Here is a 25224-nt window from a genome sequence, read left to right on the forward strand (position 1 = left end):
TTACAACGATTCGCACGGTCCGGGCCCGGCAGTATTCCTAACCGGATTGGGCGTTATGTGCCATCTTTCCCTTCATGATTCTTAGTTCCAAACCCATTATCATCGTTGGTGCTGGCATGGCTGGCCTGGCTTGTGCCACATGGCTGCACCGCGCCGGCCGGCCGGTGCTCGTGCTCGATGCGGCGGATGCGGTGGGCGGCCGCGTGCGCACCGACGTTACCGCCGAGGGCTTCCGGCTCGACCGAGGCTTTCAGGTGCTGCTAACCAACTACCCGGAGGCCCGGCGCATGTTCGACTACCAGGCGCTGAACCTGAGAGCCTTCCGCTCGGGCGCCGTTATTCGGATGCCCGACGGCCAGGAAACCACCTTGCAAAACCCGTTGCAGCGCCCGCTAGCGGCCTTTTCGGCGCTTAAATCCCCCGTCGGTACCCTGGCCGATAAGCTGCGCATCGTGAGCCTGGTGCGGCACGTGCTGAAATACACGCCGGAAGAGCTGCTGGCTCGCCCGGCCACCGATACGCTCACCTTCCTGCGCCGCTACGGCTGGAGCGAGCAGATGATAAATACCTTTTTCAAGCCGTTTTTCGGGGGCGTTTTCCTCGACCGGGGCCTGAGTACGGCCAGCAATTTCTTCGAGTTCGTGTTTCAGCAGTTTGTGACCGGCGAAGCGGCCATTCCGGCCCTGGGCATGCAGCAATTGCCCGAGCAGCTGGCGAGCCGCCTGCCCGCCGGGTCCGTGCGCCTGAGCACGCCCGTGGCGGCGGTGGAGGGCACGCAGGTGCGGCTCACCTCGGGGCAGGTGCTGCAGGGCGCGGCCGTGGTGCTGGCCACCGATGGGCTCACGGCCCTGCGCCTGCTGGCCGGCCGCAGCGGCAACGCAGACGACGGCTTCAGCGTGAAGGCCGCCAGCTTTCCCACGGCGGCGCGTATCACCACGTGCACCTATTTCGCGGCCGAGGGCCATTCGCCGGGCCGGAACGATAAACTCCTGCGGCTGAACGCCAGCCCCAACGCGCTGGCGCACAACGTAAGCTTCCCGGCCGATGTAAGCGCGGCGTACGCCCCGGCGGGGAAGTCACTGGTTTCGGTGTGCACCCACGGCGAACGCAGCCTGAACGGAGCCGAGCTCACAACCCGCCTGCGCGAAGAACTGGCGGCATGGTTCGGGCCCGCGGCCCGGCAGTGGCAGCACCTGCGCACCTACCGCATTGCCGCCGCCTTGCCGGTGTACCTGGCGGGGCAGCCCGTTCGGCAGCCTCTGAAGCTGGCCGAGGGCCTGTACCGCTGCGGTGATTGGGCTGCTTATCCTTCGCTCAACGCGGCTTTGGCCACAGGCCGGGAAGTAGCCGAAATGCTGATTCAGTAGCGCCTCAGGCCTCGGCCCAGGCGTAGCGCCGCTGCTTCCACTCCACGGGGCCGGGCCAGAGCACGTACGCCAGCACCAGCACCGACATTAGGCACAGGTAGGGCTCGTAGAGCAGCAGCACGCCCAGCCGCTCGCGCCGCCCCACCCGGCGCAGGGCGGAATGCAAAAACAGGGTTTGGAGGAATATTTTGCCGCCGTACAGCAGTGCCAGCGGCGCCAGCGGCAGCAGGCCCGGCCAGAACAGCACGCTATAAAAGGCCGCGTAGAGCCCAAACAACCCGCTGAAGTACCACGGCAAATCGGTAGTGCCTTTCATCCAGCGCTTGCGCTGCTGGAGCAAGGCGGCCACGGTGGGCTGGGGAGCCGAAACCCCCAGTACGGCCGGCGAGCAAAGATTGCGAAAGCCCCAGCCCCTGGCCACGATGCGCCGAAACAGCTGCAAGTCTTCGTGGGTACTGAAGGCCATGTTCTCGTAGCCGCCCACGTCGTGGTAGGCGGTGCGGGTGAGGAGCATGTTGTTACCTAGGGCGGTGGTGGGCAGGCCGTGGTCGGCCAGCATGCTGATGAGGTTCAGCCCAAAAAGCCAGTCCAGCCCTTGCAGGCGCCCAAACAAGTTGCCCCCGGCCGTGGTGATGCCCGTGACCACGCCCACGCCGGGCGTGGCGGCGGCCAGCATGGCCGAAACCCAGTCGGGCGCCAAGGCCATGTCGGCGTCGGTAAACAGGAAATAGTCGGCCGTGGCTACGCGGCAGAGGTAGGCCAGGGCATTCGTCTTGCCCTGCACGGCCCCCACGCCGCCGGGCACCGCCAGCAGCCGAAACTGCGGCTTGCCCTCAATAAAGGCCCGCACCACCGCGGCCGTGTTGTCGGTGGAGCCGTCGTCGGCAATCAGGATTTCCAGGCGGCTGGCCGGATAGTGCTGGTCGGCCAGCGAGCGGAGGCAGCGCTCGATGGTGGCCTCCTCGTTGCGGGCCGCTACCAGAATGCTCACCCGTGGCCGGCCCACCCGCCGGGGCCCCCGCCGCCGGGCCCGCGGCCGGGGCCACACCAACGCGGCGATGCAAACACTAAAGAATAGCCCAAAGAAAACAGCCGCCAACAGCATACGAAACCCGAAAGGTGAACCTTCTGGATACGCAGGCAGGGCTGGCGGCTGTTGCCGGGATTAGTGCGGGTTTCTAAGCCAAAAGCTGTAGAAGTACGCAGCGGAAAATACCCAATTATACTTCCGGGTTGGCGGGGGCGAGGGCGTCGTAGCCCAGGCTTTCGGCGGGCTCTTCGATGGGCAGGCGAATGTCGTCGGCATCATGCACGCGCAGGGTGAGCAGGCCCGAGATTATCATGGACACGCCGCCCAGCATGAGGGTGTAAATGGGCTGGTCGTGAAACACGTGCTTGGTGAGCGGGCCCAGAATCAGGCCGGCGGCGCCTTGCGGAATCACGATAAAGAAGTTGAACACTCCCATGTAGTAGCCCATCTTATTGGCGGGCAGGGCCCCGGCCAGCATGGCGTAGGGCACCGACAGGATGCTGGCCCAGGCAATGCCCACGCCCACCATCGACAGCAGAATGTAGTGGTAGTCGTGAATGAAGTAGATGGAAATCAGCCCAACGCCACCCATTACCAGGGCCAGCATGTGGGTGAAGCGGCGGCTGGTGGCCCGGGCCACTACGGGCAGCAGCAAGGCCACTACCGCCGACAAGCCGTTGTAGACCGAGAAGCACACGCCCACCCAGTCGCCGCCTTTGTTATAGAGCGCCGAGGTGGTGTCGGTGGTGTGGAACACGTGGCTCGTGACGGCCTGCGTGGTGTATATCCACATCGAAAACAGCGCAAACCAGGAGAAGAACTGCACCACGGCCAGCTGGCGCATGGTTTTGGGCATGTGGAAGATGCCTTGAAACGACTCCCGGAAGCCGTTGGCAAAGCCGGCCGTGCGCTTCTTTTCGGCTTCGAATTCGGCCAGGTTTTCGGGCGGGTACTCCTTGGTGCGCAGGATGGTCCAGAGCACGGCGAGGAAGAATACCAGCCCGCCCACGTAAAACGCGTACTTCAGCGACAGCGAAATGTGGCCGGGCTCGGGCGTGTTGGATACGCCAAACCAGTTGGCAAATATCCACGGCAGCGAGGAGCCCACGATGGCTCCCACGCCGATAAAGAAGGTTTGGGCACCAAAGCCCGTGGTGCGCTGCTGCGAGGGCAGCAGGTCGCCGACCAGGGCCCGAAAGGGCTCCATGGAAATGTTGATGCTGGAGTCCAGAATCCAGAGCATGCCGGCCGCCATCCAAAGCGCCGTCACGTTGGGCATCACTACCAGGGCCAGCGAAGCCAGCACCGCGCCGATGAAAAAGAAGGGGCGCCGCCGGCCAAAAGTTGGGTGCCAGGTGCGGTCCGACAGGTAGCCGATGATGGGCTGCACCAGCAGGCCCGTGATGGGTGCGGCCAGCCACAGGTAGGCTATTTCGTCGGTCTTGGCCCCCATGGTTTCAAAAATCCGGCTCATGTTGCTGTTTTGCAGCGCAAAGCCGAACTGAATGCCGAGGAATCCGAAACTCATGTTCCAGATTTGCCAGAAGCTGAGGCGGGGTTTTTCGCGGGTACTAACCGAGGAAACGGCGGTGGGAGCAGCCATCGGAGAAGGGGAAGAAAGTGAAGGCCGCGCGGCCCTCCGGTGGTGGGGGCGGCGCGGCCTTCAAACTTACAAAATTCCGCCGTGTACTCCGGCAACGTTACCGGGGCTTTATTTCAAATATATAGGCCGATAACGGAGCTAGGGTGAGGTTGAGGGTGTTACGGGCCTCGCCCGGATTCAGAACGTCGGTGTAGGTGTAGAATTTTTTGGTGTTCAGGCCCATGGCGGCCACGGCCTCGGCGGGCACGTTGATGGTAGGGCGGTAGGTTTTGTCGGCGCTGAAGTTGACCACTACCAGCAGCTGCTGCTTGTCGGTGTAGCGGAGGTAGGTGTAGAGGTGCTTCTGGTTGTATTCCTTGCCCAGGTTGTTGGCGTCCTGCAGCTCGTAGAATCGCCCTTTGCGGATGGCGTCGCTGGTGCTGGCCAGGTTGAGCAGGTGGGCGTAGAAGCTGCGCAGGTTTTTCTGCTCCGCGCTGAGCTTGGCCCCGTCAAATTTGCCCTGGTTCATCCACTTCTGGTGCTCGGGCACGCCCCAGTAGTCGAAGATGGTGGTGCGGCCGTCTTCGCCGCTGAACCCTTCGCTGCCGTGCGCGGGCTCGGCCACTTCCTGGCCGGAATAGAGCATCACCGGGCCGCTGGCCAGGGTGGCCGTCACGGTCATGGCCGGAATGGCGCGCTTGGGGTCGGTGGCAAAGTCCTTGGAGGCAATGCGCTGCTCGTCGTGGTTTTCCAGAAAGCGCAGCATGTGCGACGCGAAGCCGTTGCTTTCTTCCTTCCACACTTTGGTGATGTCCTCGGTGGTGCCTTCCTGCCGCATGAGGCGGCGCAGCCCGTCGTAGAGCCCCACTTTGTCGTAGAGAAAGTCGAATTTGCCCTGCTCCAGATAGGTTTTGTACTGCTTGGGGTTGTAGGCTTCGGCGATGAAGATGATGTTGGGGTTCACCTTTTTCACCTCCGGAATGACGTAGGCCCAGAACTCCAGGGGCACCATCTCGGCCATGTCGCAGCGGAAGCCGTCTACTTTTTTGCCGGCCCAGAACACCAGGATGTCGCGCATCTTCTTCCAGGTGTCGGGCACAGGGCTGAAGTACGGCTTGCGGGCGTTCTGGTAGTCCACGCCGTAGTTGAGCTTGGTGGTTTCAAACCAGTCGTCGATGTGGGGCGCCTCCGAGAAAACGTCGTTGCCGGTGGCTTTGGCGGGGTTCTCGGTGTACTTGCCGTCTTCGCGCGGGCCCTTCAGGGGGCCTAGGGGGTTGTAGCCGGCGGGCACCACAAAGCTCTTGCCGGGCAGGTAGTAGAAGTTATTGTTGGGCGCGAAGGCCTTGGTCTTGTCGTCCTGGGCGCCCAGGTCCACTACGCCCTGGGGCTTGGCGTCCGACTTGTAGGACCGCGCCACGTGGTTCGGGATAAAGTCCATGAGCACCTTCAGCCCGTGGTCGTGGGTGCGCTTGATGAGGGCCTCGTACTCGGGCATGCGGTTTTTCACCACCACGGCCAGGTCGGGGGCCACGTCGTAGTAGTCCTTGATGGCGTAGGGCGAGCCGGCGCGTCCCTTCACCACGTCGGCGTCGTCGGCGGGGATGCCCTGGGCGGCGTAGTCCGTCATGGTGGCGTGCTCAATCACGCCGGTGTACCACACGTGGCTCACGCCCATCTTCTTGATTTCGTCGAGGGCCTTGTCGGTGATGTCGTTGAACTTGCCGCAGCCGTTTTCCGCGATGGTACCGTACGGCTTGTTCAGGGCCACCTTGTTGCCAAACAAGCGCGTCATCAACTGGTAGATGACCAGCTTGTTGTCCTGGGGTACCTCCGCGGTGGTGTTGGGGTCGTTGGTGGTGGTGCGTTTAGTAGGCACGGGAGGTTTGGGCAAGGAGAAAGCAGCCAAAGTGAGAAGGCCGCCGGCCAGCAACAATTTTTTCATGGTGCGGCAAGATAGCGCAGCGCTTAATGAAGAAGGAAGAATCAGCCCCTAATAGTGTGCAGGTAAGCCCAAAAATTCTTCCTTAAGTGAAATATTACCATTCCTGCGTGAACGGGTGTAGCATCAGCTCGTCTACTACCACGTGGGAAGGGGCCTCGAGCACGTAGCGCACGGCCTGGGCGATGTCGGAGGGGCGCAGGTGGGTTTTTTCGGCTTCGGCGCTGCCGGGCGTGGTGTCGTTGAAGTAGGTATCGACCAGCCCCGGGTAAATGGTGGTCACCTTGATGCCGTGGGGGCGCACCTCCTTGCGCAGGCTGGCCAGCAGCGCATCTTGGGCAAACTTGCTGGCCCCGTACACGGTGCCGTGCGGGAAAGTGCGTTTGGCTACATCGGACGTAATGCCAACGATGTGGCCCTTTTTGCGCTCTTTGAAGTGCGGCACCGCGGCCTTGCACATCAGGAAGGTACCCTTCACGTTGGTGTCGAATATCCGGTCCCACTCGGCCGCGGCAAAGTCCTCAAGCTGATTGAACGACCCCACCCCGGCGTTGCAGATGAGCATGTCGAGGCGCCCGAAGTTGCGCAGGGTTTCGGCTATCACGTGCTGGGCGTCTAGCTCGTCGGATACGTCGGCCACAATGCTCAGACCCTTGGTTTTGCAAGTCAGTTCGGCCAGCTCGGCCTCGCTGCGGGACACGGCCACTACTTTGGCTCCCTGCAGGGCGAGCAGCAGCGCCACGGCCCGGCCAATGCCGCGGCTGGCCCCGGTTACGATGGCGACTTGGTCGGTGAGGTCGGTCATAAGCGCAAGATGTCGCTAAGGTGAAAAATCAAGGTCCGCAAAGCCCACATACTACGGGTGCCGGGACTGAATTGAGCTGAGTCGAAGTAGCGACAAGAAGTTACAAAATATGCTCGTCTTTGCGATACTCCGTCTTCAACTCCGCGCAACGGCGCACTACTTCCGCAGCTCAACTACCCAGGCCGTGTGCGCGGGCACCTGCAGGGTCTTGAGGTCCGAGATGGTGGCGCCGCTCACAACTTCCCGCCCCGACGTGAAGCCGGCGAACCGCTCGGCGAAGCGCGTGCCGTCTACCTTTTTCTCGCTCTTGGTATTATTGGCAATCACCATCACGCACTCGCCGGCGTCGTTGTAGCGGAAGTACGTGTACACGCCGTCCTGCGGAATAAACTGCATGAGCTTGCCGCTCGAGAGCACGGGGTGGGTCTTGCGGTAGTTGGCCAGCTTGCTCACGTAGTCGAAGGCTTCGCCGGCCTGGCCGGGGCGGGTGGCGAAGTAGTTGGTTTTGTCGCCAGCCCAACCGCCGGAGAAGTCTTCGCGCACCTTGCCGTCGGGGTTCGAGAAGTTCTTCATCAGCACCTCGGTACCGTAGTAGAGCTGCGGGGTGCCGCGCAGGGTGAGCAGCCAGGCCATGCCGGTTTTGAACTTGTTAAAATCCTCGCCCACCACCGAGTAGAAACGGCTCATGTCGTGGTTGTCGAGGAAGGGCACGTTGCGCGTGGCGTCCACGTACAGCCAGTCGCCCTGCAGGGCGTGGTAGAGCTTGCTCAGGTCGCCGTTTTCGGTTTTCAGCGCATCGGAAATGGCGAAGCAGATTTGAAAGTCGAGCACGCCCGGCAGGTTCGACTTAAAGCCGTTCACCGGCGGGAAAATGTTCTGGGCGAAGAAGGCCTGCTCGGCCTCGGTGCCTTCCCAGGCCTCGCCAAACAAAGCCAGTTTGGGATATTCTTCGGCAATAGCCTTGCCCCAGGCCATCAGAAACTGCGGGTCGGAATAAGGGTAGGTATCGATGCGGTAGCCGTCGAGGCCGGTGCTTTCCACCCACCACAGAAAGTTCTGAATCAAGTACGTCGACACCAGCGGGTTGCCCTGGTTGACGTCGGGCATGGTCGTGTCAAACCAGCCGTCGTTGAACAGCTGGTAGTCGCGCTTCGAGCCGTAGGGGTCGTTGAGGGCGAAGGCGTTGTAGTTGCTGCGCGTGAAGTTGGGAAACTTGTGGAACCAGTCTTCGCCGGGCTTGTCGAGAAACAAGTGGTGGTAGCTGCCCCAGTGGTTGAGCACGATGTCCTGCACCACTTTCAGGCCGTTGGCGTGCGCGGCTTTCACAAACTGCACGTACTCGGCGTTGGTGCCGTAGCGCGGGTCAATCTTGTAGCAGTCGGTCACGGCGTAGCCGTGGTAGCTGGCCTTGGGCATGTCGTTTTCCACCAGCGGCGTGGGCCAGATGGCCGTGGCGCCCAGCTGCTTGAAGTACGCAAAGTGGTTCTGAATGCCCTTGATGTCGCCGCCGTGGCGGGCGTACATCGAGTCGCGGGCAATGTGGTTGACGCGGGTGCCCTTCACCACGTCGTTCTTGGGGTCGCCGTTCGAGAAGCGGTCCGGCATCAGCATGTAGATGAAGTCGGCCTGGGTGAGCCCCTGGGTGCGCTGGGGGTCCTGGTTGCGGGCCCGCAGCTCGTAGGCGTAGCTCAATTTCTTGGCCCCCTGAAAAGTGAGCTTGAGCTGGCCCGGTTTTGCGTCGGGGGCGATGTTGAGGTTCACCACCAGGTAGTTGGGGCTTTCCACTTTCTGCACGCCCTCCACGGTCACGCCGGGGTAGGGGGCCAGGGTGGCCGTGCTGGCCCCGATGCCGGGGCTGTGCACCAGCAGCTGCAGCTTGGGGTTTTTCATGCCCACCCACCAAAAAGTGGGGTCGATGCGCACGCTGGGGGCGGCTTTGGCGGCGGGAGCGGTGGCGGCCGGCAGGCCCGGGGCGAGGCGAGCCGAGACGGGAGCAGCCGTGGCCAGCAGCAGGGCCGCGGCCGGCAGTAAGCGGAAGAGGTTCATAAACGGTACCGTAAAAGAGCTTCGGAACGTCAAAGTAACGGTTTTAGTGGGCAAGGTCCTCTATAGCCGCCCCGCTTTCGGCGGCAAATCCCATCACAAAAAAAGCCTGCTCCTTGATAAGGAGCAGGCTTTTTAAGGAAAGAACAGGTGCTGGTAGGAAACGTAGCCCACCGACGCTGAGCAGCTTACTGCTGCTTGGCCAGCCAGAGCGAGGCGTTCATGTGCAGCTTGGCGTGGCTGGCAATTTCGGTCCAGCCGGGGTACACGGTGTTGCCGGGGCTGCCGGTGCCGTCGTCGGCCGGCGAGGAGTCGGTGATGACCACCACGCGGCCGGTGCCGTAGGTGCTGCTGGCGCACATGATGTTGGTGAGGCCCTGCGTGGCCGTGGTCTGCCAAATCAGGGGCTGGGCCTGCGAGCCGCTGGTTTTGGTGATGGTGGCGCCGTTGCTGAACTTGAGCTGGGTGACGTCGCCCTGCGAGCCGTGCAGGATGGTGTTGGTGCTGCTGGCCAATACGTTGCTGGTGGTTTCGGAAATGTTGGTGTAGTTGATGCTCAGGCCGAATGGGTTGGCCTGCACCGAGTTGTTGGTCATCAGGTCGTTCCAGATGTCAACCGAGTCGTAGCCGTCGCTGTTGCGGTCCGACACGTCGTGGTCGGAAATCAGGAACAAGCCGCCGCCGTTTTTCACGAAGTTGATGATGGCCGTCTTCTCCGCCGCGGTGAACAGCGTGTTGGGCTCATCCACCACAAACACGTTGTAGTTGGCCAGGTCCTGGGGGTTGGAGGCGTTGCCGTAGGTGAGAGCCGTGCCCGAGGGCAGGTTTTCCACCGAGTTGCCCAGCTTCACCAGGGCCACGCCCCAGGAGGAGAGGGCGGCCGTCCAGTAAGTTTCGGCCGTGGTGCTCGTGATGCCCGATGCTGCGGGGGTGGGGTAGCGGGGCGTTACGCCCGCGTCCACGTCCAGGGCCCAGTCGGCGTTGCCGGCCAGCTCGGCGTGGCTGGCGTCAAACAGGAACTTGGTGCCGCCCGTGGAGCCCCCGCCGCCGCCGCCGTAGCTCTGCACCGTGATGTTGTCGAAGTTGATGCGGTTAGTGGTGCCGTCGGTTTTGCGCACCTGCAGGCGCACGGCGCCGGCCAGGTTCACGGTGAAAGACGCCGTGCTGAGCGCAGTGGTGCTGGTGGTGATGGTGCTGCCCACTTTGGTGTAGGTGCTGCCGCTGTTGGTGGAGGCCCACAGCTCCCAGGTGCTGCTGGCGTCAGTGCCGTACTTGGCGTGGTCGACCGTAACGGCGCCGGCGCCGCCGGCCAGGTCAAAGTTCATGCTCAGCGAGCCGCTGTTGCGCACCCGCGCCGACTGCGTGCCGGTCTTGATATCGGCAGTGGTGTTGCCAATCAGGGCATCGTTCAGGGTCCAGGAGCCCGAGCCCAGCGTGACGCTGCCGGTGGTGTAGGCGGTTTTGGTGCCCGTCTCAAACCCCTCCGGGAAGCCCGGCGCCGAAACGTCGGCCCGGAGAACGGTGGCCGTGGGCGTAGCCGGTGTCAGCTCCGATTTGGAGCAGCTTGCAAATAGCATTGCTCCAAGTAGGGGCGCCGCTAAGGTGCGTACGGAAAAGGACATGCGCATAAGGGGTTGGGCTGAAATGGGAAGTGGAAATATTGAGTCAAAACTAATATAACTAGTTACTTACATTGCATAAAGGCTAGGTGTAAGATTATGGCATATAGGAATAGTGTAGTTGGCGGAAATAGTTATTACCGATTTCACGATTGTATTTATCTGTTAAAAATGGCTTCTTTTAAACCCGGCTTATAGCTCATCCGTTAGAGACTGGTTGTTCGGCCCTCAGCGTAGGGTATATTATTTTTTTAATTCTCCTTCCACGCAGGTGGCTTCTGCCTAAAAAGCTACGCCGCCGATAAGCACCGGCCCTAGACGGCCGGGCCTCTAGCCCAATTTCACGGTAGCCGTGCCTAGGCCGCTGGCGCATAGGGCTTCGGGGTCTTCGTCCGCTTTCGGGTATCGGGCATTTTGCGTTCTTTGTCGAATGCTTCGGACCTTGCGCCCCCCAACGGGCTAAGGTCAAGGTTCCGGCCTCCGTTTCTCCAACTTGTATTTTTTCTCTCAGGCGCAGGCAGTAGCGTGCGCGATATGTTTCTATGGCTTTTACGTTCAACCCTTACACGCCGGCGGCTAAATACAAGACGGCCGCGGCGTATTTCTCGATGGAGTTTGCCATCGACCAATCCCTGAAAACGTACTCCGGTGGCCTGGGCTTCCTAGCGGGCTCGCACATGCGCTCGGCCTACGAGCTGAAGCAGAACCTAGTGGGCATCAGCATCCTGTGGAGCTTCGGCTACTACGACCAGGGTCGCAACGAAGACCAGACCATGCGGGCCGAGTTCCGCCAGAAGCACTACTCATTTTTGGAAGATACCGGCCTGGTGTTTCCCATCACCATTCACGGGGCCGATGTGCACGTGAAGGCCCTGTACCTGGCGCCGGAGGTATTTGGCACCGTGCCGATGTTCTTCCTGACCACCGACATTGCCGAGAACGACTACATCTCGCGCACCATCTCGCACCACCTCTACGACCCGGATGCAGCGGCCCGCGTGGCCCAGAGTATCCTGCTGGGCGTGGGCGGCGGCAAGCTGCTCGACCTGCTCGGCCGCAAGACCGACGTGTACCACCTCAACGAGGGCCACGGCCTGCCGCTGGCATTTTACCTCTACGAACAGCACGGCCGCAACCTGGCCGAAGTGCAGAAGCGCCTGGTGTTCACCACGCACACCCCCGAGCTGGCCGGCAACGAAGAGCGCCCCATGAAGCTGCTCACCGACATGAGCTTCTTTGGCGACGTGCCCGAGCAGGAAATCCGCCGGGTGGCCCGCATCGAAAACGACGCGCTGAACTACACGCTCACCGCCCTGCGCTTCTCGCGCAAGGCCAACGCCGTGAGCAAGGTGCATGGCATCGTGAGCCTGGAAATGTGGGGCCACTACGAGGGCATTTGCCCCATCATCCCCATCACCAACAGCCAGAACGGCCTCTACTGGCGCGACCCGCAGCTGGCCGCCGCCAACAAAGCCAAGGACGATGCCGCCCTGCTGGCCCGCAAGCGCGAGCTGAAAAAGGACCTGTTCAAGATAGTGGCCGACCAAACCGGCAACCTCTTCGACCCCGACGTGCTGACCATTGTGTGGGCCCGCCGCTTTGCCGGCTACAAGCGCGCCGACCTGATTCTGCGCCACTTCGACCGGTTTGTGCAGCTGGCCAGCAACACCAAGCGGCCCATCCAGATGATTTGGGCCGGCAAGCCTTACCCCAAGGACTTTGGCGCCGTGGACCTGTTCAATGAAATCATCCAGCGCACGGCCCACCTGAAAAACTGCGCCGTGCTCACCGGTTACGAGCTGGGCCTGTCGGCCGCGCTGAAAAAAGGCTCCGACATCTGGCTCAATACGCCCCGCTTCCCGCGCGAGGCCAGCGGCACCAGCGGCATGACCGCCGCCATGAACGCCAGCGTGAACCTGAGCATTGCCGACGGCTGGATTCCCGAGTTCTGCCGCGACGGCGACAACGGCTTCCTCATCGCGCACGCCGAAGTGGAGCTGCCCGACAACGTGAAGGACGACCAGGAGGCCACCACTCTGCTCGACGTGCTCGAAACCAAGGTGCTGCCGATGTACTACGAGCAGCCCAAGCAGTTCCTGAAGGTGGTGAAAAACGCCATGAAGGACGTAGAGCCCGAGTTTGAGTCGGGACGCATGGCCAAGCAGTACTACGAGCAGCTCTACAAATAGAACGCCGAAGTTGCGAACCGGTAAGTGCCCAAACGGCCCTTTATCTATTCGGGGTAAACCTGAATGATAAAGGGCCGTTTAGTGTTAAAAAGAGGCAAAAAAGCCATTTTTAACCTCACCATTTCACGCCTTTCCGCATGTGTGGCCGTTATACGTTCATCGCCCCGGCGCCCGTCGTTGAGCAGCGTTTCGACGCCAAGTTCACCGAGCAGCCTCCCGCTACTTTCAATGCCGCGCCCTCGCAGCGCCTGCCGGTCATCACCAACGCCGCTCCCCACCAGATTCAGTTATTGAGCTGGGGCCTGGTGCCCAGTTGGAGCAAAGACCCCGCGCACGGCCCCAAGCCCATCAACGCCCGCGCCGAAACGCTGGCCGAAAAACCGTCTTTCCGGCAGCTGCTGGACCGCCGCCGCTGCCTGGTGCTGGCCGATAGTTTCTACGAGTGGCAAACCACGCCCGCGGGCAAGGTGCCGCACCGGATTCTGCTGCGCAGCGAGGAGCCGTTTGCCTTTGCCGGCCTCTGGGACGAGTGGCTCGACCGCAGCACCGGCGAGCTGCACCCCACGTTCACCATCGTCACCACCGACCCCAATGCGCTGATGGCCAATATTCACAACCGCATGCCCGTCATTCTGCCCAGCCGCTCTGCCGAGCAAGCCTGGCTGGATGATGGCCTGGGCATGGAAGCCCATCAGCACCTGCTGATGCCCTACGACGCGGCCGCCATGAAAGAGTACGTTATCAGCAAGCGCGTGAATTCGCCCGCTAATAATGACGCTGAAGTGCTGGCTGCGGCATAGGGTAACCTCACACCCGGCCCCTCTCCAAAAGAGAGGGGAGCGACGGCACAAGAACCAGCTCAACTCCTCAAAACAGAAAGCCCCAGCTCAAGATTGAGCTGGGGCTTTCTGTTGCTTAACGTCCGGCTCCCCTCTCTTTTGGAGAGGGGCCGGGGGTGAGGTGCCACCGTGGGGATTCCCCACCTACTAGCTCCATCGCCGCTATTCGTGTTACTTTGCCCGCATGAATTGGCGTAACCCCTGGCTTTTGCTGCTACTCATTTTTGTGCTCTCCACGGCCGTGCAACTGGACTTGCCGTGGTGGAGCATGGCGGTGGTGGCGTTTGCGCTGGGGTTTAGCCTGGTGCCTTCGGGCGGGGCGGCTTTTGGGGCGGGCTTTGGCGGGGCGGGGTTGAGCTGGCTAGTGCCGGCGGTCTGGCTCGCGTACCTAAACGAGGGCCTGCTAGCCCACCGGGTAGCTCAATTACTACCGCTGGGCGGTTCGGCCGTTGTTTTGGTGCTCGTCACGGGTGTGGTGGCGGGCTTGGTTGGGGGTGTGGCGGCGCTGGCGGGCACTTGGTTGCGTCAGGCTGTGCGTCCCGCTCCGCAGGCCAGTTAGTAGCCTGGTCGTAAGCGCGTTATTTAGCTCAATTCTCTGCTGAGCAGAAGGGTGCCAGCTACTTGGCGGTGTACCAGGCCAGCACTTCCAGGCCGGCGGCATCGTCTTCGGCTTCCACTACTTCGTCGAGCACGTACTGGACTTCGGCTTCGGACCAGCCTTCGTCTTCGGCGGCCGGCACCCACAGGTCGAGGGCGGCGTAGCGGTTGATGCCGGGTGGCAGGGTGCAGTGCACCTTCTTGCGAATATTCATAGGGGGCGAAATTACAAAAAGCGTGGCGGAGCCAGCAAAAAGGGTTTACCGGGAGCCGTCGGCGGGCTTTATCACGGTGACCAGCACGGGTACCACACCGGCTTCGATGATGTCGAGCTGGACAGCGGCGCGGCGCGACACGTCCACGATGTAGCCCTTGGTGTGCGGGCCCCGGTCGGTCACGGTCACGTCTACGGAGCGGCCGTTGCGGGTGTTGGTCACCCGGATGACGGTGCCAAACGGCAGGGTGTTGTGGGCGGCGGTCATCTCGCCGGGTCGGTAAGTGGAGCCGCTGGCCGTGGCCCGGCCCGCAAATTTATTGGCGTAGTAAGAGCCCAGGCCTTTCTGGGTGTAGGCGCCGCGCGGGGCGGCGGGGCCGCTGTGGCCCACGTTGCGGCTGCTGTTGCAAGAGGCCAGCAACGCCAGCACGAGCAGCGGAACAAGGCGGGCGCCCCATAGGCCGGTGCGCAAAAAGGTGTCTCTCAGATACATCTTCATCTAAAATTTAAAGTCCGCGACAATCTTTCGCTCCAATTCCAATCAACCACTTTTCCAACCCCTTTTTAACCTCAACCATGAAAACCTCCCTCAAACTTCTTGCCGCTCTTGCCCTGACGGGCTTCTGCTTCAGCGCCAGCGCTCAAGGCACCAAGCCAACGCCGAAAGCGGGCAAAACAGAAACCACCAAGACTGAAGAGACGACGGAAACCAAGAAAGAAGAAAAGACGGTAGCGGCCAAAGGCACCAAAATGGCGCACCACGGCGGCAGAATGCACCACACCAAAACGACCACAAAGAGCAGAATGTAATCTTTGCGGTCCCAAAAGGCTAGCCGTCCGGCTCGGTCATTTCCTTCGGGAATGGCGGGCCGGGCGGCTTTTTTATGAGGGTTAGCGGTGAGGAGAAGTGGGGGTAGGCGCAGCGGCCGAGGCGGGCACGCGCAGGGCCTGCAAAGACTCAAAACTGCCCTGGAAGACGTTGAAATCGACCACGCCCCGGATGCCCGGCACGTAGGCCTCGTCGGAATGCTGCCAGATTATCCACTTGTTGCGGGGCATGGTGGGGCGCTCCACTTCGTAGTGGGCCAGCCACAGCGGATAACTATCGAAGTGGCCGGCGAGGTGCCGCTTGTAGAAGCTGTGGTTGGAGTACAGGATGGGGCGCACACCGTAGTGCGCTTCGATGAGGCGCAGCCAGCGAGCCACCTCGCGGCGCAGCACGGCCACGTCGTGGAAATTGGCCGCTTCCACGTCGAGCACGGGCGGCAAGTCGCCGGGCCCGATGGGCACGGTGCGAGCAAATAGGTCGGCCTGCACCTGGCCGTCGCGGTTGGCCTGAAAGTAGTGGTAGGCGCCGCACAGCACACCGGCAGCCCGGGCATCGCGCCAGTTGCGGGCAAAGCGGGCGTCGCGCAGGGTGCCGCCCTCGCTGGCCTTGATGAAGGCAAACCGCACCCCGTGGCGGGCCACCTCCGGCCAGTCGATGCGGCCCTGGTACGCCGATACGTCGATGCCGTGCACCGAGTAGCCGGCCAGCAGCGGGGTTTTTTCGCGGCCCGTGAGGCCGCCCTTGGTGAGCGTGGCCCAGGTGCGGCGGGCGTAGCGGTTCAGCTGCACGCGGTGGCGCAGGTAGTACACCGTGGCCAGCACCGACCCCAGCAGCAGCAGCGCCAGCAGCCCGCGCCGCCAGGCCCGGCGCCGGGCGGGGCGGCGGGCCAACTTTGCGGGGCGGTGGGCGAGAGGCGATGAGGGCATAGGGCGAAGTTGCCCAAAAATAACGACCGGCCGCGGCGCATCGTGCGTCGGGCCCCGGGTTTTCGCGAACTTTACGGTTCCAGCTGCTTTTCTTCCTATGTCCTTCCTCCGCGCCGCCGACGCCCGCGACGAATCCGGCCACCTCATCCGCGAGTTGCACGGGGTCACGCTCGCCAATATCCTCGAATACCTTGTGGCCGCCTACGGCTGGCCCGAGCTCGACGCCCGCCTGCGCATGAACTGCTTCGCCGAAAACCCCAGCATCAAGTCTAGCCTGAGCTTTTTGCGCCGCACGCCCTGGGCCCGTACCAAAGTCGAAGAGCTCTACATCAAGGCGCGCTCTGCCGAGGTGCAGGGCCGCCCCCGCCCCTAGCTCCGATGGCCGACATAACCCAAAAATCCTCCAAACCGGCGCTGCTGGCCGGGCTGCTGCTCTTCATCGTTTTCGAAACGGTGGCCTTCTACGGCCTGCAGTACCTCACCTCGGGCCTGGGCGAGTCCAATCAGTACCAGGCCGAAAACACCATTGTCAGCAATTGGGTAAAGACCATGGTATTTTTTGTGGCGCACCTGGCCTTGGTCATTGTGGCCATGCTCATTCTCAGCAACCGCCTGCCGCGCCGCTACCGCGGGCAGGTGATGGGCTGGTTTTACCTGGCCCTGGTAATGAGCTTCGTGTTGATTATCCCGCTGTTCGGGTAGCCCTAAAAAACAAAACCACCGCTGCGGGCGGTGGCTCAAGAGTGAAATCCTAAAAGCGGGGGAAGCAGCCGGTCGGCCCCGGCGTTATTAATAGACTGCGGTGCCGGTCGGTCCCGGCGTTATCAAACTAATAAACAGATACTACAAGCAGGCGCCTCACGGCCGCTGCACGCGGCCTTAGTTGTGGCGAATGTCGATTTCGCGCTGCTGGTCGCTGGGGTTCATGAACGGGATGCGCACGCGCAGCTCGTCGCCTTCGTGCACCGCGTCGATGCGGGCCAGGTCCAGGTTGTTGGGCAGGTCGAGCGTTTGCACGAAGAGGGGCGCCGCCAGCTGGTCATCGGGCTGGTGGCGGTACTCGCCAAAGACCGTGAGGCGCTGCTGGTTGAGCACCACCCGGAAGCTCTCGGCGGGTACGGTAGGCATGGCCACGCGCAAAATCACGCCTTTGGGACGCTGCTCCACGCGCAGCTTGGGTTGAGCCACGCCGCCGCCGATGGTGTTGAGCAAGTCAAGCTGCGGGGCAATGGTACGGATGAATTTCGGGCTGATAAGTTTCATGGCAAGGAGCCGGATTTAGAGCGGCTTCGTCGTCTGTATGACAAATGATGTACCAATCTGAATCAGGGGCTAGCTAGTCTGTATATCAGACGTATTGGCTGGATTTTTTGTTCGAATTTTACAATTTCGGCCACTGTGGCGCAAACTCGTTTTTACCTTCGAAAAGGCAGACGAAATGGCGGGGTTTCCGCGCCCAGAATCAGCCCAATTTTGGCCTGGCATAGGCGCCTTGAGCGGCGTTTAGAGCCGCAGGTTAGCGGCGGTCCACCGCCCGTTGGGCTAAAAGCGGCTCGTGAGGCCGAAGTGAATCTTCGACGTTCTCAGTTCAAACGCCTGGTCGCGGGAGCGCCCCAGCGAGTACACAAACTGGAACAGCCCGGCGGCGGTGCGGAAGCTCAGGCCCGCCCCTAGGCCGGTGGGCTGGTCGGTGTAGCGGTCGTTCACCACGTCGTGGCGCGTGTAGGCCTGGTCGATAAAGACAAATGCGTACGAATCAGCGCCGATAAACTGCCGGAATTCGGCCGTGGCCAAGCCGTAGGAGCTGGTGTAGAACTGGTTTTCGTTGAAGCCCCGCAGGGAGTTTAGCCCCCCGAGACGTGCCAGGTCGTTGGTGAACAGGCGGGGGTTGAGCACGCCTTCGCCGCGCAGGCGCAGCAGCAGCACGCCCGCGCGCTTCACCGGAAAATACCGCTCGGCCCGCAGCCCGAAGGAGTACTGCGTGGAGCGCAGGCCAAGGCCGTTGTAAAACTCCTCCCGGATGCTGGGGTTGCGGGTGATGGTTTTAGTGCCCACGGCGCCCTGGCCGCTCAGAAGGTAGCCGCGGTGCGGAAAGAACAGGTCGTCGAGGCTGTTCCAGGTGTAGTTCAGGCCGTAGGAGTTGAACTGCGAGTCAATGTTTTCGGGCAGCTGCCTGAGGCTGACGTAGGTGAGGCTGTCGTAAAGCAAAAACGAACTGCGCTGCTCAAAGAAGAAGCTCACCCGCCCGGCCCGGGCGGTGGGGTAGCTCACCTGCACGCGGGGGCGCAGGGTGAGGAAGGCGTCGGTTTGTTTGTAGAGGTTGAAGGTGCCGGCCACTTCCAGCGGCGTTCCGAAGAAGTTGGGGTGCACGTACTGCACGTCGAGCAGCTGCGAGAGGGCGTCGGTTTTGCGCCACTGCAGCCCAACTTGCTTGCCACCGCCCTTGAGGTTGCGCAGGTTGATGGTGACGTCGCCGGTGAACTGCACGCCCGTTTTGGCCTGGTCGGAGTTGGGCAGAATGCCCACAATGGCATCGAACTGGTTCGAGGGCCGGTCGTCGAGCAGCAGGTACACCCGGGCCTTGCCCCTGGCAAACCGGACTTCGGGCTCGGCGCGCAGCCGCACGTACGGCAGCTGGCGCAGCAGTTGGGCCGCCGCGGCCACACGCTGCTGGCTGAAGGGCTGCCCGGGGAAAATCTGCAGGTACTTGGTGAGGAAGCGCTTTTTGGTCTTGGTGTTGCCCACTATCTGCAGCGAGTCGAAGAGCACCACGCGCCCGCGTTTCAGCACCACCCGGCCGGCAATGTCGTGGTCGTTGAGCTGAATGGAATCGAGGCCCACCGTGGCGAAGGGGAAGCCCTGGTTTTCGGCCTCTATCAGAATTCGCTCCTGCAGCCGGGCCCAGTCGGCGGGCAAGAACGCGCTATGTTGGAAGAACTTCTCGCGGTAGCCAGCGCGGGTGAGCAGGCCGTCGCCAAGGTTGCCGTTGCGCAGGTAGGCCCAGCGAAATGGCTGTCCCACGTAGAGGCGCACGCGCACGGTGTCGTGGCTCCAGCGCATGGCATCGGCCGAGGCCGTGAGGTAGGCATCGGCCTGCAGGCCCAGCACCAGGTCGCGCACTTCGCGCAGGGCGGCGAGGGAGTCGGGCACGGTGGTGCGCACTTTGTAGCGGCGCAGCAGCGGCCGGTCGGCAGCTTCGGCGTCGAGCAGCAGCACGCGCGGGTGGGCCAGAGCCCGGCGCGGCGCGGCGGCCGGAGCGGGCACGGCCGGGGGCGGCAGGGGAGGCGTGGCCAGTACCGGCTGGTTGGGCACGTTGGGGTCCAGCGTCGGGGTTTGAGCCCAGGCGCCGGACCGCCCCGCCAGGCTGCTCAGGAGCAGCATTCCCAAACAGCACAGTAGAAACCGGGTAGACATGCGGGGCGATAACGCGAAAGCCAGCGTTTAATTTCCCGAAGATAAACCCAGGAGCAAGCCGGCTGCATGCCTTGCGGGGCTGCTACTTGCTGCCGCCCAGGCCCGCGGCGCTGCTACTGGGCTTTGGGGCCAGATTTGCGTAGCTCAACTCCTGCACCGTGAAGTTGCCGCCGGCTTGCAGCTTCAGCTTCGAGAGCGGCTGGGTCGGGAAAAATAGTTCGCTCATCACCGTCAGGCCTTTGTCGGCGAACACCTCCACCGAGGTGGCGTCCACCAGCAGCGTGAGGTCGGCCTGGGGTGTCTTGGCCAGGCGCGGGGCCGTGTGGCGACCCGCAAACTTGGGGCTGAAGTCCGTGCGGCCCGCCTTAGTCCGGTCGATATAGTATTTATTGGTCGGTTTGTCGTAGCCGATGACCACCGTTTCGCCTTTGCCGTTGGCCAGCACCACCGAGAAGCTGGCCAGCTGCCGGGTGCTGATTTTCAGCTGGAACTTGTCACTCACATTTTTCAGCCGGGGCGTAAGGTCCACTTCCTTGTTGACTGCCACATCTTTCAGCGTCGTGGCCACGGGGAAGAGCCGGGCCACTTCCTTGGTGGGCTGCGAGGTGAGGTAAAGCTGCGCGCCTACCTGCTGCAGCCCCAACTCGCGCGGAACGGTGGTGGCGTTGCGCCAGGGCGCCGTGGGCACCTGATTGGCGTATTCCCAGTTGCTCATCCAGCCCAGGAAAATGCGGCGGGGGCCGGTGTTGGCAAACGTGACGCCGGCGTAGTCGTCGGGGCCGTAGTCGGCCCACTTCGTGTCGGTGCTGAGCGGGGTGAAGGCCTTGCCGTCGAAGTTGCCCACGAAGTACTGCGTGCCCGAGCCGCCGTTGGGGCCGCCGGGGTTCAGGTTCACCAGCAGCACCCAGTAGGTTTTGCCGTTCAGCGTCATTGGGAACAGGTCGGGGCATTCCCACACACCGCCGTGGGCGCCCAGTTTCTCGCCAAACTCGCTGGCTTTGGTCCAGGCTTTTAGGTCAGGGGAGGAGTAGAAAGTGATGCGGTCCTTGGTGGCCAGCGTCATTATCCACTGCTTGGCCACGTCGTTCCAGCTCACTTTCGGGTCACGGAAATCGTGGATGCCGGGGTTCTTCAGCACGGGGTTGCCGGCGTACTTCGTCCAGGTTTTGCCCGCGTCGAGGCTGTAGGCCAGGCTCTGGTTCTGAAAGGTGTCGGTGCCTTTCTTCTCGCCCTTGGGGTCGTGGTGCGTGAAGATGGCCACCAGCGGCGGCTGCCCGTTTTTGCCAAAGCCGCTCGTGTTTCGGGTATCCACCACGGCACTGCCGGAGAAAATGTAGCCCAGGCTGTCGGGGTACAGCGCAATGGGCTGCTCTTTCCAGCTCACCAAATCGGGGCTGGTGGCGTGGCCCCAGTGCATGGGCCCCCACACCATGCCGCCGGGGTAGTACTGAAAAAACAGGTGGTACGTGCCCTGGAAATACACCATGCCGTTGGGGTCATTCATCCAGTGGGCAGCGGGGCTGAAGTGGTAGGCCGGGCGGTACTGCGGGGTGGGCGCAGGGGCGGGTGCTGCTGTTTGGGCAGCGCTGTTGTGAACAAGGCCAAGGACGCTAAGCGCCAGCAGGAAAAGTTTTTTCATGGGAGCGAGGAGGGAGGACAAGCGGGGAGAACTTAAGAGGGAGAGGACACCGCGTGCGCCTGGCGCAGCGCGGCCACGTCGGCGGGGGTGATAAGGGGCGTGGCGCCCTGAAATGTGGCCACCAGCGCGCCGGTGGCGCAGGCAAACTGCAGGCACTCCTGCGGCGGTTGGCCGGCCAGCCAGCCGGTGAGCAGCGCCGCCAGAAAGGCGTCGCCGCTGCCGATGGTGTCCGTCACTTCCACCGGAAAGCCGGGGCTGCGGTACAGCCGGCCGCCGGTCCAGAGCAGGGCGCCGTCGGCCCCGAGCGTCACACAGACGGCCTGCAGGCTGAAGCGCGTGGCCAGCCACTCCAGCGCCGAATCATCTTCGGCACTTTTGCCAAACCACTCCAGGATTTCGGCCAGCTCATGATGGTTCATCTTCACCAGGTCGCTGTGCTCCAGCAGGTACTGCACCACGGGCCGGGTGTAGTGCGGCGGGCGCATGTTCACGTCGAACACCCGAAACTTTGCTTGCGGCAGCAGCCGGTACAGGGTTTCGCGGGTGGCGGGCGTACGGGCGGCCAGGCTACCGAAAACCAGCATATCGGCCTGGGCCACCAGCTCACTCAGCCGGTCTTCGTACTGAATGTAGTCCCAGGCCACGGGCTGCACAATCTTGTACACCACCTCGTTGCGGTCACCTATGTTGGCTTTCACCACGCCGGTGAGGTGGGTTTGGCCCCGTTGCACGTATTCTGTGCTCAAGCCGCGCTCCTGCAGGAAGGCGAGCAGCTCGGCGCCCAGGTCGTCGTCGCCCACGCGGCTGATGAGCGCCGCCGACTGGCCCAACTGGTGCAGGTGCACGGCCACGTTGAAGGGGGCGCCCCCAGGCTGCTTCCCCGATGGCAAAACGTCCCAGAGGGTTTCGCCGAAACAGACGATTCTTGGTTGCATAATTATATTGCAGTTAAGTAGTTAGTGAACAACCAGGGTCTTCTCCAATTGCTCGAGGGTGGTGCCTTTGGTTTCGGGCATGAAGCGCCACACAAACACGAGCTGCAGCACCATCATGGCCGCGAAAAAGGCAAAGGTGTGCCCGCCGCCCAGGTGCTCGGCAAACCACGGGAACGTGAAGGCAATAACCGCGGCCATCACCCAGTGGGTGGAGCTGCCCAGCGCCTGGCCCTTGGCCCGCACGTTGTTGGGGAAAATCTCGGAGATGAACACCCAGATAACCGCCCCTTGGGAGAATGCAAAGAAGGCGATGTACACGAACAGCAGCACCGGCACCAGCATGCCCCCAAACTGCTCGGTATAGAAGGCCCGGGCCACCAGCGCCAGCGTAGCAATCAGCCCAACCGAGCCGATGAGCATGAGCTTGCGCCGCCCAAACCGGTCGATGAAGTTCATGGCCAGCAGCGTGAAGGCGAAGTTGACCAGTCCCAGGCCCGCCGACGACAGCAATGCCGAGCCCTTGCCCAGGCCCGTCATTTCGAAGATGCGCGGGGCATAGTAAATAATGGCGTTGATGCCCGAAACCTGGTTGAATACTGCAAACAGCATGGCCAGCAGCACCGGCCCGCGGTAGGCCCGGGCAAACAGGGAGCCGCTCCCCGCCTCATCGGCCGCGTTGGTGGTCAGGATATTGCGCACGTCCTCGTCGGCCGTGTCGGCGTTGATGAGGCGCAGCACCTGGCGGCCTTCTTCTACACGGCCCTGGCCCAGCAGCCAGCGCGGGCTTTCAGGAATGCGGAACAGCAGCAGAAAAAATGCCAGCGCCGGCACGGCCTGAATACCCAGCATCCAGCGCCAGTCGTGCTCACCGGTGCCCGCCAGCAGGTAGTTGGAGAGGTAAGCGGCCAGGATGCCAAACACGATGTTGAACTGGAACATGCCCACCATGCGGCCCCGCACCGCCGGCGGCGACACCTCGGAGATGTAAAGCGGCGCCGTGACCGACGACGCGCCCACGCCCAGCCCACCCAGGAACCGGAACACCACAAAGAGCACCCAATGGCTGGTGAGCGCCGCGCCCAGCGCCGATACCAGGTACAGCACAGCAATGAACACCAGGGTTTTGCGCCGGCCCAGTTTATCGGAGGGGATGCCCCCAAAGATGGCGCCGAACACCGTGCCAATGAGGGCGATGGCAATGGTGAAGCCGTGCTCCACAGCACTCAGGTGCCACAGCTGCTGAATGGCCTTTTCAGCGCCGGAGATGACGGCCGTATCGAAGCCGAACAGGAAGCCGCCCAGCGCGACGACCATGGACCAGAAGAATACGTTGCGGTTTTTCACGAGGGAATAGCTTAAGGGAATAACCTTGATTTTTAGAATGTATGAACGTCATGCCGAGCGAAGCATCTTCTCGCGCCTGCTCTTCTATAACTTTAGGCAGAGCGAACCCGAAAAATGCTTCGTGCCTCAGCCTGACTGATGCCTCCCGGCGTGACGTTTTATTGAAAACTACCAGCCTGTATTCTGCTTGTAGAGACCTTTGCTAAAGTTGATTTGATTGAGCGGAATCGGCATATACTCGTCGCGGCCGGCCGTGAAGTGGGCCGTTTGCAGGTACTGGCGCTTGGTTTTCTCTGTCTCGATGTAGGTGTTCAGGTAGCTGGCGGCGATGCCCCAGCGGGTGAGGTCGAAGAAGCGGTAGCCTTCGAGGGCGAACTCCAAGCGGCGCTCGAAGCGCAGGGCTTCGCGGGCGTAGGCCTGTGTCCACTGGGCGGGTTGGTAGAGGCCGATGCGGTAGTTAGAGATGGGCTGGCCGGCGCTGGTTTTCAGGCGGCCGGTGCTGTTTTGGGCGCGCTGGCGAATCTGGTTGATAATGGGCAGGGCTTCGGCCTGGCGGCCCAGCTCAATGAGGGCTTCGGCCTTCCAAAGCAGCACATCGGCGTAACGGATGATGGTCCAGTTCTTCGAAGTGCTCATGAAGGGTGGGTTTTTCTGGAAGCTGGGGTCCGAGGGCAGCACGTTCTCCTTCATCGACATGAAGTAGCCGTAGATGCCCGGCACCCGCACCCACGAGTTCTGAAAGATGAACGTGGGGTCGTACTTGTAGGGGTGCGTGGGGATGGCCACGGTGTGGTCGAGGCGCGGGTCGACGGTATTGGTCTGGAAATCAGCCGGGGTTTCGGCGCGCAGGTCGCTGTTGTTGAATGTAGTGAAAAGCGGCAGGCCCTGGGCGTCGGTTTTGAAGGCGTTCACCAGGTTCTGGCTGGGCTGGTGGAAGCTGCAGCAGCCGTAGTCGGGATTCATGGGGTAGTTGAGCTCATTGCCGCGGTCGGTGCGGCCCTTGGGGGTGCCGTCGTTGCGCGAAAACTGGATGGCGAACACCGACTCCGGGCCGTTGTCGCCCACGGTAAGGAAGTTGGTGGCGAAGTCGGGGTGCAGCGAGTACTTGCCGGAGCTAATCACCTGGTCGGCCAGGGACACCACTTCCTGCAGCTTGGCCTGGTCGATGCCGGTCACGGCGTTGTTGTCGCTCTGGGTGTAGGCCTGGTAGAGCACCGTTTTGGCCAGGTAAGCCTGGGCGGCCGACTTGGTGGCGCGGCCGATTTCGGGCTGGGTAGCGGGTAGATTGGCCGCCGCAAAGCGAAAGTCATCGGCAATCTTGCCCCAGAGCTGGTCGTTGGTCAGGGCCACGTTCGATACCTCCGCGTACTGCTCAGTGGGCACGGTCTCGTCGATGTAGGGCACGCGCTTGAACAGCTCCTTCAGCAGGAAGTAGAAATGGCCGCGCAGGAACCGGGCCTCGCCCTGCCGGATGGCCTTGTTGGGCATGGCCGCGTCGCTCACCACCGCCAGGCGGCGCAGGGCATCGTTGGCCCGCGACACGCCGATGTGGAGCAGGAACCACAGCTCGTCGGTATTGCCGATGTCGGGGCGGTTGAATGAGAAGGTTTCGTAGAAGTGGAAGGCGTCCACGTCGGCCGTGCCGCCTCCGCCCTTGTAGGCGTCGCCGGCCCGGATGTTGCCGTAGGGCCACATGGAGGTGTAGGGCGTGCGGTACACGTCGTTGCCGAGCTGCGAGTACGCCGCGATGACCTGCTTCTCGATGTTGGCAGGCGTGTTCAGGTCCTCGTCGGCGAGCACGCCGGTGGGTGGCACGTCAAGGAATTTTTTGTCGGAGCAGCCGAAAGAGCAGGCGAGGAGCGAAAGCGCCAGCACGCTGGATTTGAAGATTTTCATGGGAATAAGCGCTAGCA

Annotated in this window: 22 protein-coding genes; 7 read left to right on the forward strand and 15 right to left on the reverse strand. The window is 62.4% G+C overall.

Annotated elements, in window-relative coordinates:
- The first annotated feature begins 74 nt into the window (after positions 1-74).
- Positions 75-1367 carry a protoporphyrinogen/coproporphyrinogen oxidase gene (locus tag LJ738_RS13695; RefSeq protein WP_227786982.1) on the forward strand — a complete coding sequence of 431 codons (1293 nt, stop codon included), beginning with the start codon at positions 75-77 and terminating at the stop codon, positions 1365-1367.
- Positions 1368-1371: 4 nt separating this feature from the next.
- Here LJ738_RS13695 and LJ738_RS13700 read toward each other — a convergent pair whose 3' ends face one another.
- From LJ738_RS13700 to LJ738_RS13725, 6 genes are all read right to left on the reverse strand, one after another.
- Positions 1372-2472: a glycosyltransferase gene (locus LJ738_RS13700; protein ID WP_227786984.1), complete on the reverse strand. Its 1101-nt coding sequence runs from the start codon at positions 2470-2472 to the stop codon at positions 1372-1374.
- 115 nt (positions 2473-2587) lie between these two features.
- Complete coding sequence (locus tag LJ738_RS13705; protein ID WP_227786985.1) at positions 2588-4000, reverse strand: MFS transporter; 1413 nt, start codon at positions 3998-4000, stop codon at positions 2588-2590.
- Positions 4001-4097: 97 nt separating this feature from the next.
- Positions 4098-5921, reverse strand: coding sequence for an alpha-amylase family glycosyl hydrolase (locus LJ738_RS13710; protein WP_227786987.1), 1824 nt, complete (start codon positions 5919-5921; stop codon positions 4098-4100).
- Between the two features lie 94 nt (positions 5922-6015).
- Positions 6016-6723: an SDR family oxidoreductase gene (locus tag LJ738_RS13715; RefSeq protein ID WP_227786989.1), complete on the reverse strand. Its 708-nt coding sequence runs from the start codon at positions 6721-6723 to the stop codon at positions 6016-6018.
- Between the two features lie 156 nt (positions 6724-6879).
- Entirely contained in the window at positions 6880-8769 is a 1890-nt protein-coding gene (locus tag LJ738_RS13720) for an alpha-amylase family glycosyl hydrolase (protein WP_227786991.1), read from the reverse strand.
- Positions 8770-8954: 185 nt separating this feature from the next.
- Positions 8955-10343 carry a hydrolase gene (locus LJ738_RS13725; RefSeq protein ID WP_227786993.1) on the reverse strand — a complete coding sequence of 463 codons (1389 nt, stop codon included), beginning with the start codon at positions 10341-10343 and terminating at the stop codon, positions 8955-8957.
- A gap of 584 nt (positions 10344-10927) precedes the next feature.
- Between LJ738_RS13725 and glgP the strand changes: the two genes are divergently transcribed.
- From glgP to LJ738_RS13740, 3 genes are all read left to right on the forward strand, one after another.
- Complete coding sequence (gene glgP / locus LJ738_RS13730; protein WP_227786995.1) at positions 10928-12574, forward strand: alpha-glucan family phosphorylase; 1647 nt, start codon at positions 10928-10930, stop codon at positions 12572-12574.
- A gap of 137 nt (positions 12575-12711) precedes the next feature.
- Positions 12712-13374 (forward strand): SOS response-associated peptidase, encoded by a 663-nt coding sequence (locus tag LJ738_RS13735; protein ID WP_227786996.1) that lies wholly within the window; start codon positions 12712-12714, stop codon positions 13372-13374.
- 223 nt (positions 13375-13597) lie between these two features.
- The gene (locus LJ738_RS13740; protein WP_227786997.1) at positions 13598-13972 is read left to right on the forward strand and encodes a hypothetical protein; all 375 of its coding nucleotides are present in this window, start codon (positions 13598-13600) and stop codon (positions 13970-13972) included.
- Between the two features lie 58 nt (positions 13973-14030).
- Here LJ738_RS13740 and LJ738_RS13745 read toward each other — a convergent pair whose 3' ends face one another.
- Together LJ738_RS13745 and LJ738_RS13750 are read right to left on the reverse strand one after the other, a co-directional pair.
- Entirely contained in the window at positions 14031-14225 is a 195-nt protein-coding gene (locus tag LJ738_RS13745; protein WP_068189954.1) for a hypothetical protein, read from the reverse strand.
- A gap of 45 nt (positions 14226-14270) precedes the next feature.
- Positions 14271-14717 (reverse strand): septal ring lytic transglycosylase RlpA family protein, encoded by a 447-nt coding sequence (locus LJ738_RS13750; RefSeq protein WP_227786998.1) that lies wholly within the window; start codon positions 14715-14717, stop codon positions 14271-14273.
- A gap of 83 nt (positions 14718-14800) precedes the next feature.
- Between LJ738_RS13750 and LJ738_RS13755 the strand changes: the two genes are divergently transcribed.
- Positions 14801-15034 (forward strand): hypothetical protein, encoded by a 234-nt coding sequence (locus tag LJ738_RS13755; RefSeq protein WP_227786999.1) that lies wholly within the window; start codon positions 14801-14803, stop codon positions 15032-15034.
- An 81-nt stretch (positions 15035-15115) separates the two neighbouring features.
- Here the strand turns inward: LJ738_RS13755 and LJ738_RS13760 are convergent, their stop codons facing one another.
- The gene (locus LJ738_RS13760; RefSeq protein ID WP_227787000.1) at positions 15116-15979 is read right to left on the reverse strand and encodes a glycoside hydrolase family 25 protein; all 864 of its coding nucleotides are present in this window, start codon (positions 15977-15979) and stop codon (positions 15116-15118) included.
- Between the two features lie 97 nt (positions 15980-16076).
- Between LJ738_RS13760 and LJ738_RS13765 the strand changes: the two genes are divergently transcribed.
- The gene (locus tag LJ738_RS13765; RefSeq protein ID WP_068189944.1) at positions 16077-16352 is read left to right on the forward strand and encodes a VF530 family protein; all 276 of its coding nucleotides are present in this window, start codon (positions 16077-16079) and stop codon (positions 16350-16352) included.
- Between the two features lie 5 nt (positions 16353-16357).
- Complete coding sequence (locus LJ738_RS13770) at positions 16358-16681, forward strand: hypothetical protein (RefSeq protein WP_227787001.1); 324 nt, start codon at positions 16358-16360, stop codon at positions 16679-16681.
- A 177-nt stretch (positions 16682-16858) separates the two neighbouring features.
- Here the strand turns inward: LJ738_RS13770 and LJ738_RS13775 are convergent, their stop codons facing one another.
- From LJ738_RS13775 to LJ738_RS13800, 6 genes are all read right to left on the reverse strand, one after another.
- On the reverse strand, positions 16859-17242 hold the full coding sequence (locus LJ738_RS13775) for an Hsp20/alpha crystallin family protein (protein WP_227787002.1): 384 nt from the start codon (positions 17240-17242) through the stop codon (positions 16859-16861).
- Between the two features lie 279 nt (positions 17243-17521).
- Positions 17522-19360, reverse strand: a complete 1839-nt coding sequence (locus LJ738_RS13780) for a BamA/TamA family outer membrane protein (protein WP_227787003.1) — start codon at positions 19358-19360, stop codon at positions 17522-17524.
- 115 nt (positions 19361-19475) lie between these two features.
- A complete protein-coding gene (locus LJ738_RS13785; RefSeq protein WP_227787004.1) occupies positions 19476-21032 on the reverse strand; it encodes a glycoside hydrolase family 32 protein in 1557 nt (518 codons plus the stop codon).
- Between the two features lie 32 nt (positions 21033-21064).
- Positions 21065-21967 carry a carbohydrate kinase family protein gene (locus LJ738_RS13790; protein WP_227787005.1) on the reverse strand — a complete coding sequence of 301 codons (903 nt, stop codon included), beginning with the start codon at positions 21965-21967 and terminating at the stop codon, positions 21065-21067.
- A 21-nt stretch (positions 21968-21988) separates the two neighbouring features.
- Entirely contained in the window at positions 21989-23311 is a 1323-nt protein-coding gene (locus tag LJ738_RS13795; protein WP_410779922.1) for a sugar porter family MFS transporter, read from the reverse strand.
- Positions 23312-23479: 168 nt separating this feature from the next.
- Positions 23480-25207 carry a RagB/SusD family nutrient uptake outer membrane protein gene (locus tag LJ738_RS13800; protein ID WP_227787006.1) on the reverse strand — a complete coding sequence of 576 codons (1728 nt, stop codon included), beginning with the start codon at positions 25205-25207 and terminating at the stop codon, positions 23480-23482.
- Positions 25208-25224 lie beyond the last annotated feature (17 nt).

This window comes from Hymenobacter plasmatis, from assembly GCF_020711255.1.
Taxonomy (GTDB): Bacteria; Bacteroidota; Bacteroidia; order Cytophagales; family Hymenobacteraceae; genus Hymenobacter.

Bases quoted from the DNA above. Each gene is read 5' to 3' on its own strand.
- LJ738_RS13695 (WP_227786982.1), top strand. From the start codon at position 75: ATGATTCTTAGTTCCAAACCCATTATCATCGTTGGTGCTGGCATGGCT.
- LJ738_RS13700 (WP_227786984.1), bottom strand. From the start codon at position 2,472: ATGCTGTTGGCGGCTGTTTTCTTTGGGCTATTCTTTAGTGTTTGCATC.
- LJ738_RS13705 (WP_227786985.1), bottom strand. From the start codon at position 4,000: ATGGCTGCTCCCACCGCCGTTTCCTCGGTTAGTACCCGCGAAAAACCC.
- LJ738_RS13710 (WP_227786987.1), bottom strand. From the start codon at position 5,921: ATGAAAAAATTGTTGCTGGCCGGCGGCCTTCTCACTTTGGCTGCTTTC.
- LJ738_RS13715 (WP_227786989.1), bottom strand. From the start codon at position 6,723: ATGACCGACCTCACCGACCAAGTCGCCATCGTAACCGGGGCCAGCCGC.
- LJ738_RS13720 (WP_227786991.1), bottom strand. From the start codon at position 8,769: ATGAACCTCTTCCGCTTACTGCCGGCCGCGGCCCTGCTGCTGGCCACG.
- LJ738_RS13725 (WP_227786993.1), bottom strand. From the start codon at position 10,343: ATGCTATTTGCAAGCTGCTCCAAATCGGAGCTGACACCGGCTACGCCC.
- glgP (WP_227786995.1), top strand. From the start codon at position 10,928: ATGGCTTTTACGTTCAACCCTTACACGCCGGCGGCTAAATACAAGACG.
- LJ738_RS13735 (WP_227786996.1), top strand. From the start codon at position 12,712: ATGTGTGGCCGTTATACGTTCATCGCCCCGGCGCCCGTCGTTGAGCAG.
- LJ738_RS13740 (WP_227786997.1), top strand. From the start codon at position 13,598: ATGAATTGGCGTAACCCCTGGCTTTTGCTGCTACTCATTTTTGTGCTC.
- LJ738_RS13745 (WP_068189954.1), bottom strand. From the start codon at position 14,225: ATGAATATTCGCAAGAAGGTGCACTGCACCCTGCCACCCGGCATCAAC.
- LJ738_RS13750 (WP_227786998.1), bottom strand. From the start codon at position 14,717: ATGTATCTGAGAGACACCTTTTTGCGCACCGGCCTATGGGGCGCCCGC.
- LJ738_RS13755 (WP_227786999.1), top strand. From the start codon at position 14,801: ATGAAAACCTCCCTCAAACTTCTTGCCGCTCTTGCCCTGACGGGCTTC.
- LJ738_RS13760 (WP_227787000.1), bottom strand. From the start codon at position 15,979: ATGCCCTCATCGCCTCTCGCCCACCGCCCCGCAAAGTTGGCCCGCCGC.
- LJ738_RS13765 (WP_068189944.1), top strand. From the start codon at position 16,077: ATGTCCTTCCTCCGCGCCGCCGACGCCCGCGACGAATCCGGCCACCTC.
- LJ738_RS13770 (WP_227787001.1), top strand. From the start codon at position 16,358: ATGGCCGACATAACCCAAAAATCCTCCAAACCGGCGCTGCTGGCCGGG.
- LJ738_RS13775 (WP_227787002.1), bottom strand. From the start codon at position 17,242: ATGAAACTTATCAGCCCGAAATTCATCCGTACCATTGCCCCGCAGCTT.
- LJ738_RS13780 (WP_227787003.1), bottom strand. From the start codon at position 19,360: ATGCTGCTCCTGAGCAGCCTGGCGGGGCGGTCCGGCGCCTGGGCTCAA.
- LJ738_RS13785 (WP_227787004.1), bottom strand. From the start codon at position 21,032: ATGAAAAAACTTTTCCTGCTGGCGCTTAGCGTCCTTGGCCTTGTTCAC.
- LJ738_RS13790 (WP_227787005.1), bottom strand. From the start codon at position 21,967: ATGCAACCAAGAATCGTCTGTTTCGGCGAAACCCTCTGGGACGTTTTG.
- LJ738_RS13800 (WP_227787006.1), bottom strand. From the start codon at position 25,207: ATGAAAATCTTCAAATCCAGCGTGCTGGCGCTTTCGCTCCTCGCCTGC.